Raw genomic sequence first — 12,992 nt, forward strand, 5'->3', positions numbered from 1 at the left:
TGTGGAACCGGTTTTAATTTTATTATAGAGTGCCTTTATATTTTGTCAACGCTTTCTTGGATTTTTAATGTATAACGGGAGTGTAATATTTTTGGTATAGTTTTGTTTTCAACAAGCTGTGAAAGAGAAGTGGCAGCAAGCTTTCCAGCATACTCATAGTCAAACGCAATTGTCGTTAAACTAGGGTGTACCATTTCTGAAATATCATATCCACCGAATCCTGTTACAGAAATATCACCTGGTACAGAAAGAGAGTGGGAGTGAATGACTTTCATTGCGCCAAGAGCGATGTTATCTGTAGCACATACGATAAGAGTTGGGCGATTATTATCTAAAATATGTTGTACTTGTTTCATGGCATCTTCTATGCGGAAAGTTGTTTCGTAATATGAAACGTTGCAAGTCGGTTCTAAATTTTCAATTGCTTTTTGAAAACCATTTTTTCGATTTATTCCAACAGAAATATCATCTTTTTCTATCCCTAAATAGGCAATATGTCGATGGCCTTGCGATAAAACGTATGCCCCTAACTCATAAGCTGCATCATAATCATCGTGAACGAGGCAATATTGATCTTTATATTCTTGCCCGACGAATAAAATAGGGATGTTTGAATTAGCCATAATTTTTTGATGTTCATTCGTCAATGTTTTTGTTAATAAAATAATGCCAGCTACCTTTTGTTTTATAAAGTTTTCAATTGCTTGTATTTCAGTTCCGGTTGTTTGATTTGCATTTGCTACAAGCATTTGATAGTTATTTTCCTGTAATGTTTTATCGATCCCGATAAGTGTTTTCATTGTAGCGAAGGAGTCTAATCGGGGGATGATGACACCAATTAAATTTGTTGTTTTTGCTTTTAAACTTTGAGCAAATGTATTGGGAGAGAAATTTGTTTCTTGAATAATACCTTCGATTTTAAGTTTTGTTTTATCACTTACATATCCGCCGTTTAAGTAACGAGAGACTGTGCTTTTTGCAACTCCAGCCAATTTGGCGATATCTGCAATTGTTTTAGCCATAGTATTTCACCTTCGTATTCATAAAAATGTTAACTTTATTATAGGGAGAATTAGAGATGACGTAAACAAGAAGAGGGAAAGAAAAAACCACCTCACGTATATGAGGTGGAATAATTGTTAATATCTAGGCTTAAATGTATGACAACAAGTCTCTACACTCGTTGCTACAGAACTTTCTAGCGTCTCGTTTGTTAAAACAGCAGCTGTATATGAATCATTTTCAGTTTGACCAGTTTCATCTGCATCAGGCTGAACGATGATCGCACTTGCTTGACAAAAGTTACCTTGTCCCCAAAAAGAACAGTTGGAAACAGAACATCTTACTTCTGGCATAAAACCCCCTCCTTATACATTAGTGTGGGATTTTACGCCCATTTCATGTGTAGAAGGAGTTTCCTTTTCTAATTACTTTTTCGTTTGTTCAAGCCATTCTTTTAATTTGTCTTTCGGCTGTTCACCGCTAATACGGCTCACTTCTTTGCCATCTTTAAAATGAATGATTGTTGGTGTACCTTGAATTTTATATTCATCCCAAGGAGCATCTAATTTTTCAATATCCATAACTTTCATATCAACGTTCAAGTCTTTAGCCATTGGCACTACGACAGGAGATAATTTTTGGCAATGAACGCAAGATGTTTGATAAAAGTATACTGTTTCTTCTTTTTTCTCTTTTAAGTTCTTTTGAAGATCTGAAAGAGAAATTTTATTTGTGTAGTAGTCAGGACCATCTGTTTGACTACCAGTAGCATTATCAATTTTTTGGCTAGTTGAAGCGTTTTTTTCTTCCATTTGTGTTACAGCGAAAATTGCCGCAAACAAGGCGATAATAATACCACCAAATATAAGCATTTTTTTCATTCTTTCATCTCCTTATTTGTTTTTGATGACAATAAAGCTACAAACAGCGATTGTAATAAAGCCGATAAGTGCTAAAAACGGGATTGTCACAAAACCGAACCAGTTTATGTATTCTCCCGTACATGGTACACGTCCACAAGCTGCCCCAGCAGCTGAAAATGCTGCGACTTTTTGAATTGCATAGTGATATAAAGAAATACAAGCACCAATAGTTGCGATTGGTAAAGAATAACTTGCAATGCGATAATCTTTCTTTGCTACAGCGATACCAAGCCATAAAACGAATGGATACATAAAAATACGTTGATACCAACAAAGAACACAAGGCTCAAATTTCATGATTTCGGAAAAGTACAGACTTCCTAGTGTAGCGATAAAAGAAGCTCCCCATGCGGTAAGTAAAGCATATTCTTGCTTTTTTTCTCGTCCCATATTTTATACCTCTCTTATAATAGTTACATACTAAATTATAGTATGAAGTAGTATGGAAAAGAAAGAAAAAATATGTTTATCAATAAAAGTTTTATAAGGAGAAACTTTTATTGATATAAACATTTTAAAAAAGCGCCATTCTCCGGAAGAGAATAGCGCTATATTTTACATTTGAATTTGTTCTACTTCTTCTACATGCGACTTTTGGGATGCGTGGTCAATATATTGAAATAGGAGCTGCAATTGTTTATCAACTTCTGGAAGTTCTTTACTGTATTGATAAGCGTGTAAAAAATGCTCAATACGTTTAGAAAATAATTGATCGTTCGTTTGAACCATGAGAACGAGTAATTTATCCCAATTACAGCAATACGTGTAATAGAGAGCTTTATCATAGTCGTTATATGTTTGCACTGTGTACCCTCCTTACCGAGAGTTATATATAGTGTGTGATAAGTAAGGGGAAATACACTTGAAAGAATTTGTTAAGAAAAAAAGTGAATGAAAAGAAAAAACGAGGAGTTTCCTCGTTTTTTAAGCTTTTGGCATTGGCGTAGGTGTTGGTTTGCCATAGCCTTCTTTGTATTTATTATCGATATAGTTACGAATTTCAAGCGTTGATTTTCCTTTTTGTTTCATGGAAGCAGATTCAACTGCGATTTCTAGGCAATTGACGCAAGTCGTTGCATGGGAGTCCCAAACAACTTCACCATTCTTTTTAATTTCACGAATAAAGCAGTTTTTATTATTTTTATGTCCTACACTTTCACCGCAACCACAATAGCATGGAATCCAATCTAATAGTTCTGCATTTTGTCCAGCGACAGTGTAGATATCTTTCATTTGTGGATCAAGCTTGTCTAGGAAGGTAGGAAGTGTGTCGACTCCTTTTGTTTTCTCTTGAATGTCAGCTTGCTGAGTGTGCGATGCGTGGTCATGTTCTTCTTTTTTTGATTCAGAAGATTTTTGGTCATTTGTACTAGTACTTCCGCATCCAGCAAGAATTAAGCTTAGTACTGCAAGTAAAGAAAATACATACTTTTTCATTCGCTTGTCCCCTTTACAAATGTATTAATCAAATTGTATCAGACTAAGGGACACCTAGGGAGAAGTTTTTTTTGAACGATTTTTGAAGTACCATCTTAGTGAATGAAACAAAAATAAAATTGGGATATAAGCGTATACAATATATAAACCCGCTTGAGATAGTACGGTATTTAATGTGTTGATACTTTCACGGTTTGTGAAAAGTAGAGAAGCTGAAAATATGATGAAAATAAAAAACGGTAATGTAAATTTAAATGAAATATGAAAGGAACGCTTCATCGTTTGACATGATGACCAAATGGTTAAGCAGAGGTTTGGTAAAATAATTAAAAACCAAACGAAAATAATAATATATTCAAAGCGCTGGATAAAAGGAACTTTAATTATTTTTAACATCGTTAAAGTAGGCCAAATAGTACGGTTTAATTGTCCCTCGCTGTAATACATAAAAGATACGATAGCTAAAACTACATAAATTAAGGTGCTAAAAGCAATTCCAGCATGGGCCCATCGCTTTAAAGATTTTCCTTTTTCAATAAAGGGATAAAAGATAAGAATTGTTTCAAACCCCAGAAATTCCAATGCGGATTGTTTTGCAGATATAAGCATGTCAAAAGGTGAATGTGTAAAAATAGGTAAAATATTACGAAAATGAGCATATTTCATTGGATAGATTAAAAAGAATACAACGAAAATAGGAAGAACAATACCCCAAAAACATATCCCTGTCACAGAACGGAAGCCACCTTTTATAATGTAGTAAGTGACTAATAAAAACATAAGCGTAAGTTTCCATAACTTAATGGTAGGGAAAATCCAAACTTGTATCACTTCCATATACGTACGAAGAACCGTAAGGCAAAATAATAAGCAATAAAGAGTGAAAATTACAGAAAATATAGAGCCAACCCATTTTCCAAAGGTTGTTGTATGAATGCTAATTAAATCTCCGTCTTTTTCAAGCATTTTTAACATACAAAACAGCACAATATGAGTTGCAATTCCCGCAATAATAAGAGAAATCCAGGCATCATAACCAGCGTTTTTTAAAATTACACGTTGATATCCGAGAATTCCTATACCAATCTGGAGAGAATGCAATAAAATAAATGCAAAATATGGAGAGACTGTCTTTGTTTTATTCATTGTATTCATTGCTTATTTCACCTCACTATTCTCCGATTCCAGATTGTACAATATTAAGATCTAAATTTACATCCACCGCTACATTTTTATACATATTTCGAATTTGTGTTATATTCCATTTTCTCGTATGGCTTCTAATTTCATCTCGTATTCCTAAAGGATCAATTTCCTTTTCTTGAAATTGTTTTATTAGATCTTCACAGTCTTTTTCAACATTTCGTTCAATTTGTTTTTTTATATAGTTGATATTTGTTTCTTTTCTTAAATCAATCCAATTAGGAGAGTTTTTAATTAATCCATTTAATTTTAAATGGATTTTTACTTTTGGTATGTCGCCAGTTTGATCTATATTATACTTATTTTCCCCAGCTAAGTTTTGTATAACAACCATACCTTTATGTTTATCCTTTTTTATCGCTGCTTCGTAACGTCCATTTTTCGTAGGATTAATAAGTAATTTTGCTAAAACAGAATGTCTTTTATCCGTATACATGACGACTTTATCGCCTTTTAAAAAGGCAAGCCCTTTGACAGCGACAGAATGATTATCGTCCATTTTAATATAAGGAACATAGGCATCACATACGGAAGAGTAATAATTATATAAAAAAGTGTTTAATTCGGTTTGTGGAATGTTTTCATTTCTTATATTTTGTTCGAGTAAGTCAGCAATATATAAAGACCCATTTTTTTTTCCGTAATTTAAAAGCTCTTCAGCTGATCCATCTACAATTGCTAGTTGTACATCACGCCCGATATTTGGGTCACGTTGTAAGTTAGTAATAATCTCTCCCATTCCGCGTTCTCCTAGAGCTTTTCCAAATAGTACGACACGCATTTGACCTACAACGACATTGTGAGGAGATTTTGCATTTAATCGTGAAGCGATTGTCTCAAGTGAACGGGCAGATGTTGATTGCGTTTCTGGTTTAGACTTTACACCATGTGTGTACTCTGGGAATAGAATAGTTCCTTGGAATCTTTTCTTTTTTGTGATGTCAAATCCAGCGATATGAATAATACGCTGCGTATCCACTATATAGGTTTGTGTACAGCCAGTTTGTAAAATGAAGAAGATAATGATAATAAGGTGCAATAAAAATTTTTTCATTCATTCTCACCATCACGTTTTTGCTTCGCTTTGTTTGGATTATAGCGCCATTTTGATTTTGGTCTAAGAAAAGAAGGTCTTTGAGCTGTTTGACTAAATGGTAATCGAAGAAAACCTTCTGCTGTACCTAAACCACGAAATGGATATAAAGGTAATAAATAAGGTGATCCAAGTGATTTTAATTTAATTAAATGAGCTAAAATAAATACAAATCCGACAATAAGACCTAATCCTCCGAATGCACCGGCTAAAAGAATAAGTGGAAAGCGTAATAACCGGATAGTAGAAGACATCTTTACGGTCGGTGTTGTGAAAGATGCAAGAGCGGATAAAGCAACTGCAATTAATAAAATTGTACTAGTCAAAGCTGCCTCCACGGATGCTTGGCCAATTACAATCCCCCCAACAATACCAATCGTTTGTCCGACTTTTGTCGGTAAACGCGCTCCAGCTTCACGAAGCAATTCAATTGTAATTTCTAAAAAGAGTGCTTCTAGAATGGGAGGGAAAGGTACGTTAGCTCTCGAGAAAATAATAGGACCTAGTAAATCAGCTGGAATCATTTGATAATGATATGTTAAAGCCGCTGTATAAATAGCGGAGGAAAAAAGAGAAAATATAGCTCCGAAAAAACGAATAATACGAAAGAACGATCCAATCATCCACGGTAAATAATAATCTTCTGGTGAAATGAAAAAATCCAGTAACGTGGTTGGTCCTGATAAAGCATATGGAGAGCCATCTGTTAAAATTAAAACTTCCCCGTTAATTAATGCAAATACAGCTCGATCTAATCGTTCTGTAGGTAATAGAACTGGAAAAGGTGAATTGCTATTATCACTAATAAATTGCTCAATCATAGTTGAATCAAACGGGACATCAAAGTCAATGTCTTCTAGCCGTTGTATTGCGGTGTTGATAAATTGTTCATTTGTAATTCCTTCTATATAAGCAACTGCTACTTTCGTTTTTGACATAGATCCGACGGTAACTTCTTTAAAAATGAGTTGCTCCGTTACGATATTTCGGCGTAATAAGTGGATATTTGTATCAAGGTTTTCAACGAAACCGATTTTAGGCCCGATTACGCTATACTCATTTTCTGTATCGTTATATAATCGTGTTCCTAAAACAGTACTTTCGGCACGAATTAAAGCATATTGATCAGGATTCGAATTGTTTTTTAAGCGTATTAAAATATATCCACCTAATAATTTCTCACGAATATCATCAATAGAAGGGGAGGTAATAATGTCTTCAATAGAGACGATATTACATAAATCAGAGATGTTTTGGATTTGTTCCGATTCCTTTTTTAGAGGAGTTAAAATGAATTGTTTAATAATAAGTGCTTCCACGACAGATTTATAATAAAACAAGCACAATGTTTCATTTTCAAGTACGTTATGAGAAACAAAGTCGCTTGATTCTTTCATGGTTTGTATAAATTCTGGAATAGAACAAAGTGTTTTTGTATTAGTCTTTTTTGATTTTTTAGATGATAAACCGAACATTTTCTCACCCCTAACTTACATCATTTACTTGTGTTAGTTTTTGGGAAAGACGGGAATTTATACTTAAAAATTGAAAGTTCATAAAGAAAAGGAAGAGTGGTGAATGCCTCTTCCTTTTTAGCATTTTAATTTGTTTTTTGTTCTTTAATAGACTTCACTAATTTCATCATTTCCGCTCGTATATCTTCTCTTTTTACATTTAATTTTTCGGCAATTTGTTTAATGTCCATTCCATCTTTTTTCATCTTTAATACATCATCAAGAGGAGTATTGCTTTTTTGAGAGATGATTGTTAACACAGTAAGATGACGCAATTTGATGTTATATTCTTTCATTTTTTGCTTTAGCTGATCCGGTGTGGATTTTTGCATAGTTGCTAACTGTTGTAGCAGTGCTTGCTTTGTTTCTTTATTCATATGATGCTTTTTCAGCTTACTTGGATCTATACCGAAATGCTCGGCTGTTTTCTCCCAAGATTTATTTTGCTTATAGTAAGCTAAAACATCTTTTATTTCTTTATTACTAATTCTTGCAATATGAGCAGCTTTCCAAATTTCATGTTTGTTATAGCCGAGTTTTTCTAGCGATTGCATTTCTTCTTCTGAAATTGGGTTATGGTGATGCAGTGTTACTTCTTTTGGCGTGGCAGCGGATATAGGGAAGGTGGATATCCCGCATAATAATGCTGCCATAGTCATACAAACAGCAATTTTTTTGTACATGTAAACTCCTCCTAGATGGATAATGTAGAAAACTGTACACATATCATTTCCATAAAATGTGAAATACTTGTGAACAAGTTAAGTTTTTTTATTCACAGCATGGAATGACGTTTTTAGAAGTTTTCCAACATAAAACATTGATTAATAGTAAAAAACTAAGGTATAATCGAAATTGAAAATCAATATCAATACTAATGATAAACTTATACATATAGATAAAAATAAGGGAGAGATAAATATGACTACATATACTTCCATCGCTAATGTGATTAAAGAAAGACGCTCTGTTCGTACATTTACAGACAAAGCAGTAGAAAAAGATTTATTAATTGAACTATTAAACGACGCAACATGGGCACCAAATCATAAGCACCGTGAACCATGGAATTGTAAACTATACATCGGAGAAGGCCGCAAGAAATTAGTAGATGCGGTATTAAACTCTTTCACGGAAGAAGAAAGAGCGAAACGCGGTAAAATTTTATCAGATCGTTTCTTAAGCACGCCTGCACAAATCGTTGTATATATAAATGAAGATCCACGTCAAATTCAACGTGATGAAGATTACGCTGCAACATGTGCATTTATGCAAAACTTCCAACTTCTTGCTTGGGAACGTGGATTAGGTTGCGTTTGGAAATCAGGCGGATTAAACTACAATCCATTATTTATAGAAGGAATCGGTTTAACAAGAGGCCAACGTATCGTTGGAATTCTTCATATCGGCTATTTCGATAAAGCACCAGAAGGAAAAGCTCGTACTCCGATTACGGAGAAGATGGAGATTATCGAAGGTTAATAGATGAGACATTCTCGTTTTTGCGGGGGTGTCTTTTTATTATGCAATCAATCCTCATGAAAGCTTGTTTTTCATCATACACTTTCTTAAGGGAAAGTGTAAGGAGGGAAAATAATGAGAGCAAGTGATGATAAAGCACTGCAATATGCGATTGCGGAAATTACGGAAATTGCGACTGGATTTGGGCTTGATTTTTATCCGATGCGTTATGAAATATGTCCAGCGGAAATTATTTATACATTTGGTGCATATGGGATGCCGACAAGGTTTTCACATTGGAGTTTTGGAAAACAATTTTTCAGAATGAAATTACAATACGATTTAGGACTTAGTAAAATATACGAACTCGTTATTAACTCTGATCCATGTTACGCCTTTTTATTAGATACGAACTCTTTAATTCAAAACAAATTAATTGTAGCGCACGTTTTAGCACACTGTGATTTCTTCAAAAATAATATTCGTTTTTCAAATACGAAGCGAGATATGGTAGAGAGTATGGCGGCAACAGCGGACCGTGTGAAAGCGTATGAGCATAAGTACGGAAAGGCAGAGGTAGAAACATTTTTAGATGCCGTACTTGCCATTCAAGAGCATATTGATCCGTCGCTTATGCGTCCGAAGCTCGCATGGAGTATTGATGATTTAGAAGATGAAGAAGTAGAAAAGAAAAAGGTGTCGCAATACGATGATTTATGGAATTTAGATAATCGCAATAAAAAGCAGGAACGTTCTAATGTGCGTAAAAAGAAGAAAATTCCACCACAACCAGAGAAAGATTTACTGCTCTTTATTGAAGAATATAGCCGTGAGTTAGAAGATTGGCAGCGTGATATATTAACGATGATGCGCGAAGAAATGTTATATTTTTGGCCACAGCTTGAAACGAAAATCATGAACGAAGGCTGGGCATCCTACTGGCATCAACGCATACTTCGTGAAATGGACTTAACCTCTGATGAAGCAATTGAATTTGCGAAATTAAATGCAGGTGTTGTACAGCCATCAAAAACAAGTATTAATCCATACTACCTCGGTATTAAAATCTTTGAAGATATTGAAGAACGGTACAATAATCCGACTGAAGAAATGAAACGACGAGGCGTAAAACCAGGATCTGGTCGTGACAAAATGTTTGAAGTACGCGAAATTGAATGGGACGTATCGTTCCTAAGAAACTACTTAAATAAAGATCTTGTTATGCGAGAAGATATGTACTTATTCCAGCGCCAAGGAAAAGAATATAAAGTCATAGATAAAGAATGGGAGAATGTGCGTGATCAACTCGTAAATATGCGGACAAATGGTGGGTTCCCGTACTTAGTAGTAGAAGATGGAGACTACTTAAAGAACGGAGAATTATACATTAAACATAGTTACGAAGGAATCGAGCTCGATTTAAAATACTTAGAAAAAGTATTACCATATCTTCATCAGCTATGGGGAAGAACGGTGCATATGGAGTCGATTGTGGAGAGTAAGGGCGTTGTGTTTTCTTATGATGGGAAGATGGTGCATCGGAAGTATGTCTGAGGGGAAGAACGGACATAGGATACTGTGTCCGTTCTTTTTATTTGGAACAAAGTTAAATATGCTATTCTTGAAAAAAGGGAGTTACATAGAGAAATGGAGTGATTTAAATGAGCAAAGTAGGGATATGTAAGGTGGATATTACGCCGCCTGTAGGTATTGATTTTGTCGGATATCATAGAGAGACAGGCATAAATAATGTTGAAGAACGTATTTACGGGACAGTTTTTGTATTTGAAAAAGATGAAATGAAGACTGTGTTTATAAGTATTGATAATATTGGGATGCTAGTAGAAGATACGAATATGATTCGTGAGCGAGTAGCAAGTAGGCTTCATGTGCCATTTGAGCGAATAACGGTTGTTTATACTCATACGCATTCCGGTCCAGAGACAGTCGGTGATAATCCGCTAGTGCAGTCGTATAAAACGATTTTAGTAAATAATGTAGTGCATGGTGCTATTACTGCGAATAACAACTTGAAGCTATGTGAAGTTGGCTGGGGTGTTACGACAGGTGATATTGGGGTAAATCGAAGAGAGAGAACATGTGATGGAAGAGCGAAGATGGGAACAAATATAGATGGTGTTGTAGATAAGCGAATTGGTATGTTAGCAATAAGAGATGCTGAAACGAAGGAGTTATCTGGGATTTTAGTATTTTGTACTGCGCATCCTAATGTTTTAAAAGGTGATAGTGATGAATTATCAGCGGATTATCCTGGAATGACGAGAGAGATTTTAGAGCAGATAGTGAACTGCCCTGTTATTATCGTTCAAGGTGCCGCTGGAAATGTGAATGCGAAGTACCGCGGTTCAAGTGAAGCGTTAAAACAAATGGCCTATTTACTTAGTGGACATGTATTAATGATGTTGCCAACAGTTACATATAGCTCAATTGTAAATTTAAGGACAGTTTCGAGTATGATGCAAATGAAGTTGAAGGATATTCCTGAATTTGATGAGATACGAAGCATGGCTCGATTAGCCGAGAAGCAGTGGGGCGTGAATACGGATGAATGGCTTACTATCGTTTTAGAGAAATATGAGCAAGGTATTCGGCGGTTAAGTATTGATTTAGAAGTGCAGTTATTTCAAGTTAATGATGGTATGTTTTCAGGTTTACCGATGGAACCTTTTTCGGAAACGGCATTAGAAGTGAAAGAGAATCTTCAAAATGAATTAGCTTTCTTTGGTGGATATACGAATGGATATATTGGTTATTTACCAACGAAGGAAGAATTCTTATATGGTGGGTATGAAGTGGAATTAAGCCCTGTTGTGTATGGACCGGTTACGAATTTATTGATACCATCGGAGGAGAATACTGCGGAGTTGGTTGTGAAGAGAGTTATGGAATTATATAACGCGTAAAAAATATATTTAGTAGAATAAAATTTAAAGAAATTAATGATTTTTAATACATCTGTAGAAAACGAATCCATTTTGAAGAAGATGAATCAAAATGGATTCGTTTTTTGTTTACCAGACAGGTCGTATATTTGATGATAATTTCTCTGTATTTTCTTTAGTAACGAATGTTGTTAAATCCTCTTTCAGTATTTGCATTCGTTCTATACCTATGTTTTCAATCCATCGCTGTTCTATTTCAGCTACTATTTCTTCTTTTACTTTCATTACTGACAAACCACGTTCGGTTAAAACGATGATTTTACCTCTTTTATCAGTAGGATGTGTTTTGCGTGTAACATAGCCATTACTCTCAAGAGAATCCACCATTTTACTTACAGCTTGTTTGGAAATCCCCAAATACTCAGCTAGCTCTATACCAGTTGCCCCATTAGGAAGGATGCGTTTGAACATAAAACCATGTGCTGGCCTAATATCTTCAAATCCTAATTCACTTAATTTGTCATGTAGCTCAGTGATTAATGTGCTAAATGATAATGATAAAAGCGATGTAAGATCTAACTCGTTAAATGTTTGATCCATGTATATAACCTCCGCGCTTGTAGTCAATTAAGTTGACTATGTGTAATGCCTATTGTACTATACATAATATAGTCAATCAAATTGACTATATTATGTCGGTAGAACAAATAATGATTTATATAATATAGAATCAATGGAGGTTTCACATGGTTAATATCGTGAAAATTAGAGGGAGTGTATTTGCACCGTATGCATCGCTGGAACCTATTAAGGACCCTGCAACAGGAAGAGTGTTTGAATATGCTGGAGATGCACGTGAGTTTACACCACAAGCTGTGAACACAAAGCGTTCAAGGTTAGAACAAGAAGTGAATATTGATTTTTATAAAAGAGAAATTTTCACATATGCAGATGCTTGTATCGTCACCGTGAAGATTACAAATTCAGATGGCTCAATTGAGTATCAAAAGGGAGAAACAAGTACAGAAAACATTGTATGTACAAATATTGTATGGAGTGAAGGTGAAGTTTCATTTGAAATGAGAGCAAGTGCAAGTAATCCTTTAAACGCAGCAGCACCTGCAGCTGATTATTTTTTGACTATACGAGCTAATGAAAGTGGCACTGTGAATATTGAAGGTGTACATGATGGTTTCCCTTGCTATGAATTTTATAAACAAGTAGATTTTGGTTCGTTTGAATTGATATACACACATGATTTCAGAAAAACGGATGATACCCCAGCAGCACTAGCTGGAGAGATGGAATATAGCTTTAAAACGACAGTCTAAACATAAATATAGCGCTATTTTTTAGAAGGAAATAGAAAAGTAAAAGAGAAATCTATTGGTTTTAGGATTGAAATTATGGTCTGTTTTATTTAATAAGCATTCAGCATCTAAAATAAAATTATAGG

At 34.8% G+C, this 12,992-nt stretch carries 15 protein-coding genes; 4 read left to right on the plus strand and 11 right to left on the minus strand.

Going from position 1 to position 12,992, the window contains the following annotated elements:
* Positions 1–35: 35 nt before the first annotated feature.
* From C3Y97_RS04030 to C3Y97_RS04075, 10 genes are all read right to left on the minus strand, one after another.
* Positions 36–1,022, minus strand: a complete 987-nt coding sequence (locus C3Y97_RS04030) for a LacI family DNA-binding transcriptional regulator (RefSeq protein WP_001140402.1) — start codon at positions 1,020–1,022, stop codon at positions 36–38.
* Between the two features lie 117 nt (positions 1,023–1,139).
* On the minus strand, positions 1,140–1,355 hold the full coding sequence (locus tag C3Y97_RS04035; RefSeq protein WP_001115482.1) for a DUF1540 domain-containing protein: 216 nt from the start codon (positions 1,353–1,355) through the stop codon (positions 1,140–1,142).
* 72 nt (positions 1,356–1,427) lie between these two features.
* Positions 1,428–1,883: a thioredoxin family protein gene (locus C3Y97_RS04040; protein ID WP_000738435.1), complete on the minus strand. Its 456-nt coding sequence runs from the start codon at positions 1,881–1,883 to the stop codon at positions 1,428–1,430.
* Between the two features lie 12 nt (positions 1,884–1,895).
* Positions 1,896–2,315 (minus strand): disulfide formation protein C, encoded by a 420-nt coding sequence (locus C3Y97_RS04045; RefSeq protein ID WP_000532265.1) that lies wholly within the window; start codon positions 2,313–2,315, stop codon positions 1,896–1,898.
* Between the two features lie 165 nt (positions 2,316–2,480).
* Complete coding sequence (locus C3Y97_RS04050) at positions 2,481–2,729, minus strand: YhdB family protein (protein WP_001195459.1); 249 nt, start codon at positions 2,727–2,729, stop codon at positions 2,481–2,483.
* Between the two features lie 120 nt (positions 2,730–2,849).
* Positions 2,850–3,362 carry a PCYCGC domain-containing protein gene (locus C3Y97_RS04055; RefSeq protein ID WP_000761036.1) on the minus strand — a complete coding sequence of 171 codons (513 nt, stop codon included), beginning with the start codon at positions 3,360–3,362 and terminating at the stop codon, positions 2,850–2,852.
* A gap of 54 nt (positions 3,363–3,416) precedes the next feature.
* Entirely contained in the window at positions 3,417–4,517 is a 1,101-nt protein-coding gene (locus C3Y97_RS04060; protein ID WP_001095038.1) for a GerAB/ArcD/ProY family transporter, read from the minus strand.
* A gap of 16 nt (positions 4,518–4,533) precedes the next feature.
* A complete protein-coding gene (locus tag C3Y97_RS04065; RefSeq protein ID WP_000714133.1) occupies positions 4,534–5,619 on the minus strand; it encodes a Ger(x)C family spore germination protein in 1,086 nt (361 codons plus the stop codon).
* Positions 5,616–7,133: a spore germination protein gene (locus tag C3Y97_RS04070; RefSeq protein WP_000467483.1), complete on the minus strand. Its 1,518-nt coding sequence runs from the start codon at positions 7,131–7,133 to the stop codon at positions 5,616–5,618. Before C3Y97_RS04070 ends, C3Y97_RS04065 begins: the two co-directional genes overlap by 4 nt.
* A 125-nt stretch (positions 7,134–7,258) precedes the next feature.
* Positions 7,259–7,855 carry a hypothetical protein gene (locus tag C3Y97_RS04075; protein ID WP_000276964.1) on the minus strand — a complete coding sequence of 199 codons (597 nt, stop codon included), beginning with the start codon at positions 7,853–7,855 and terminating at the stop codon, positions 7,259–7,261.
* Positions 7,856–8,093: 238 nt separating this feature from the next.
* Between C3Y97_RS04075 and C3Y97_RS04080 the strand changes: the two genes are divergently transcribed.
* The 3 genes from C3Y97_RS04080 to C3Y97_RS04090 all read left to right on the plus strand — a co-directional run bounded on the left by C3Y97_RS04080 (position 8,094) and on the right by C3Y97_RS04090 (position 11,557).
* Entirely contained in the window at positions 8,094–8,654 is a 561-nt protein-coding gene (locus tag C3Y97_RS04080) for a nitroreductase family protein (RefSeq protein WP_000214819.1), read from the plus strand.
* Positions 8,655–8,768: 114 nt separating this feature from the next.
* Positions 8,769–10,187, plus strand: a complete 1,419-nt coding sequence (gene spoVR, locus C3Y97_RS04085; protein WP_001202693.1) for a stage V sporulation protein SpoVR — start codon at positions 8,769–8,771, stop codon at positions 10,185–10,187.
* Between the two features lie 107 nt (positions 10,188–10,294).
* Positions 10,295–11,557 (plus strand): neutral/alkaline non-lysosomal ceramidase N-terminal domain-containing protein, encoded by a 1,263-nt coding sequence (locus C3Y97_RS04090; protein WP_098771369.1) that lies wholly within the window; start codon positions 10,295–10,297, stop codon positions 11,555–11,557.
* A gap of 108 nt (positions 11,558–11,665) precedes the next feature.
* On the opposite strand, the gene C3Y97_RS04095 is transcribed toward C3Y97_RS04090, so the two are convergent.
* A complete protein-coding gene (locus C3Y97_RS04095) occupies positions 11,666–12,136 on the minus strand; it encodes a MarR family winged helix-turn-helix transcriptional regulator (RefSeq protein WP_000372891.1) in 471 nt (156 codons plus the stop codon).
* Positions 12,137–12,282: 146 nt separating this feature from the next.
* Here C3Y97_RS04095 and C3Y97_RS04100 point away from each other — a divergent pair, with 146 nt between their 5' ends.
* Positions 12,283–12,867: a DUF3238 domain-containing protein gene (locus C3Y97_RS04100; RefSeq protein WP_065212394.1), complete on the plus strand. Its 585-nt coding sequence runs from the start codon at positions 12,283–12,285 to the stop codon at positions 12,865–12,867.
* Positions 12,868–12,992 lie beyond the last annotated feature (125 nt).

Origin of the sequence: Bacillus sp. DU-106, assembly GCF_004799705.1 — a bacterium.
GTDB lineage: Bacteria > Bacillota > Bacilli > Bacillales > Bacillaceae_G > Bacillus_A > Bacillus_A cereus.

Bases quoted from the DNA above. Each gene is read 5' to 3' on its own strand.
- C3Y97_RS04030 (WP_001140402.1), bottom strand. From the start codon at position 1,022: ATGGCTAAAACAATTGCAGATATCGCCAAATTGGCTGGAGTTGCAAAA.
- C3Y97_RS04035 (WP_001115482.1), bottom strand. From the start codon at position 1,355: ATGCCAGAAGTAAGATGTTCTGTTTCCAACTGTTCTTTTTGGGGACAA.
- C3Y97_RS04040 (WP_000738435.1), bottom strand. From the start codon at position 1,883: ATGAAAAAAATGCTTATATTTGGTGGTATTATTATCGCCTTGTTTGCG.
- C3Y97_RS04045 (WP_000532265.1), bottom strand. From the start codon at position 2,315: ATGGGACGAGAAAAAAAGCAAGAATATGCTTTACTTACCGCATGGGGA.
- C3Y97_RS04055 (WP_000761036.1), bottom strand. From the start codon at position 3,362: ATGAAAAAGTATGTATTTTCTTTACTTGCAGTACTAAGCTTAATTCTT.
- C3Y97_RS04060 (WP_001095038.1), bottom strand. From the start codon at position 4,517: ATGAATACAATGAATAAAACAAAGACAGTCTCTCCATATTTTGCATTT.
- C3Y97_RS04065 (WP_000714133.1), bottom strand. From the start codon at position 5,619: ATGAAAAAATTTTTATTGCACCTTATTATCATTATCTTCTTCATTTTA.
- C3Y97_RS04070 (WP_000467483.1), bottom strand. From the start codon at position 7,133: ATGTTCGGTTTATCATCTAAAAAATCAAAAAAGACTAATACAAAAACA.
- C3Y97_RS04075 (WP_000276964.1), bottom strand. From the start codon at position 7,855: ATGTACAAAAAAATTGCTGTTTGTATGACTATGGCAGCATTATTATGC.
- C3Y97_RS04080 (WP_000214819.1), top strand. From the start codon at position 8,094: ATGACTACATATACTTCCATCGCTAATGTGATTAAAGAAAGACGCTCT.
- spoVR (WP_001202693.1), top strand. From the start codon at position 8,769: ATGAGAGCAAGTGATGATAAAGCACTGCAATATGCGATTGCGGAAATT.
- C3Y97_RS04090 (WP_098771369.1), top strand. From the start codon at position 10,295: ATGAGCAAAGTAGGGATATGTAAGGTGGATATTACGCCGCCTGTAGGT.
- C3Y97_RS04095 (WP_000372891.1), bottom strand. From the start codon at position 12,136: ATGGATCAAACATTTAACGAGTTAGATCTTACATCGCTTTTATCATTA.
- C3Y97_RS04100 (WP_065212394.1), top strand. From the start codon at position 12,283: ATGGTTAATATCGTGAAAATTAGAGGGAGTGTATTTGCACCGTATGCA.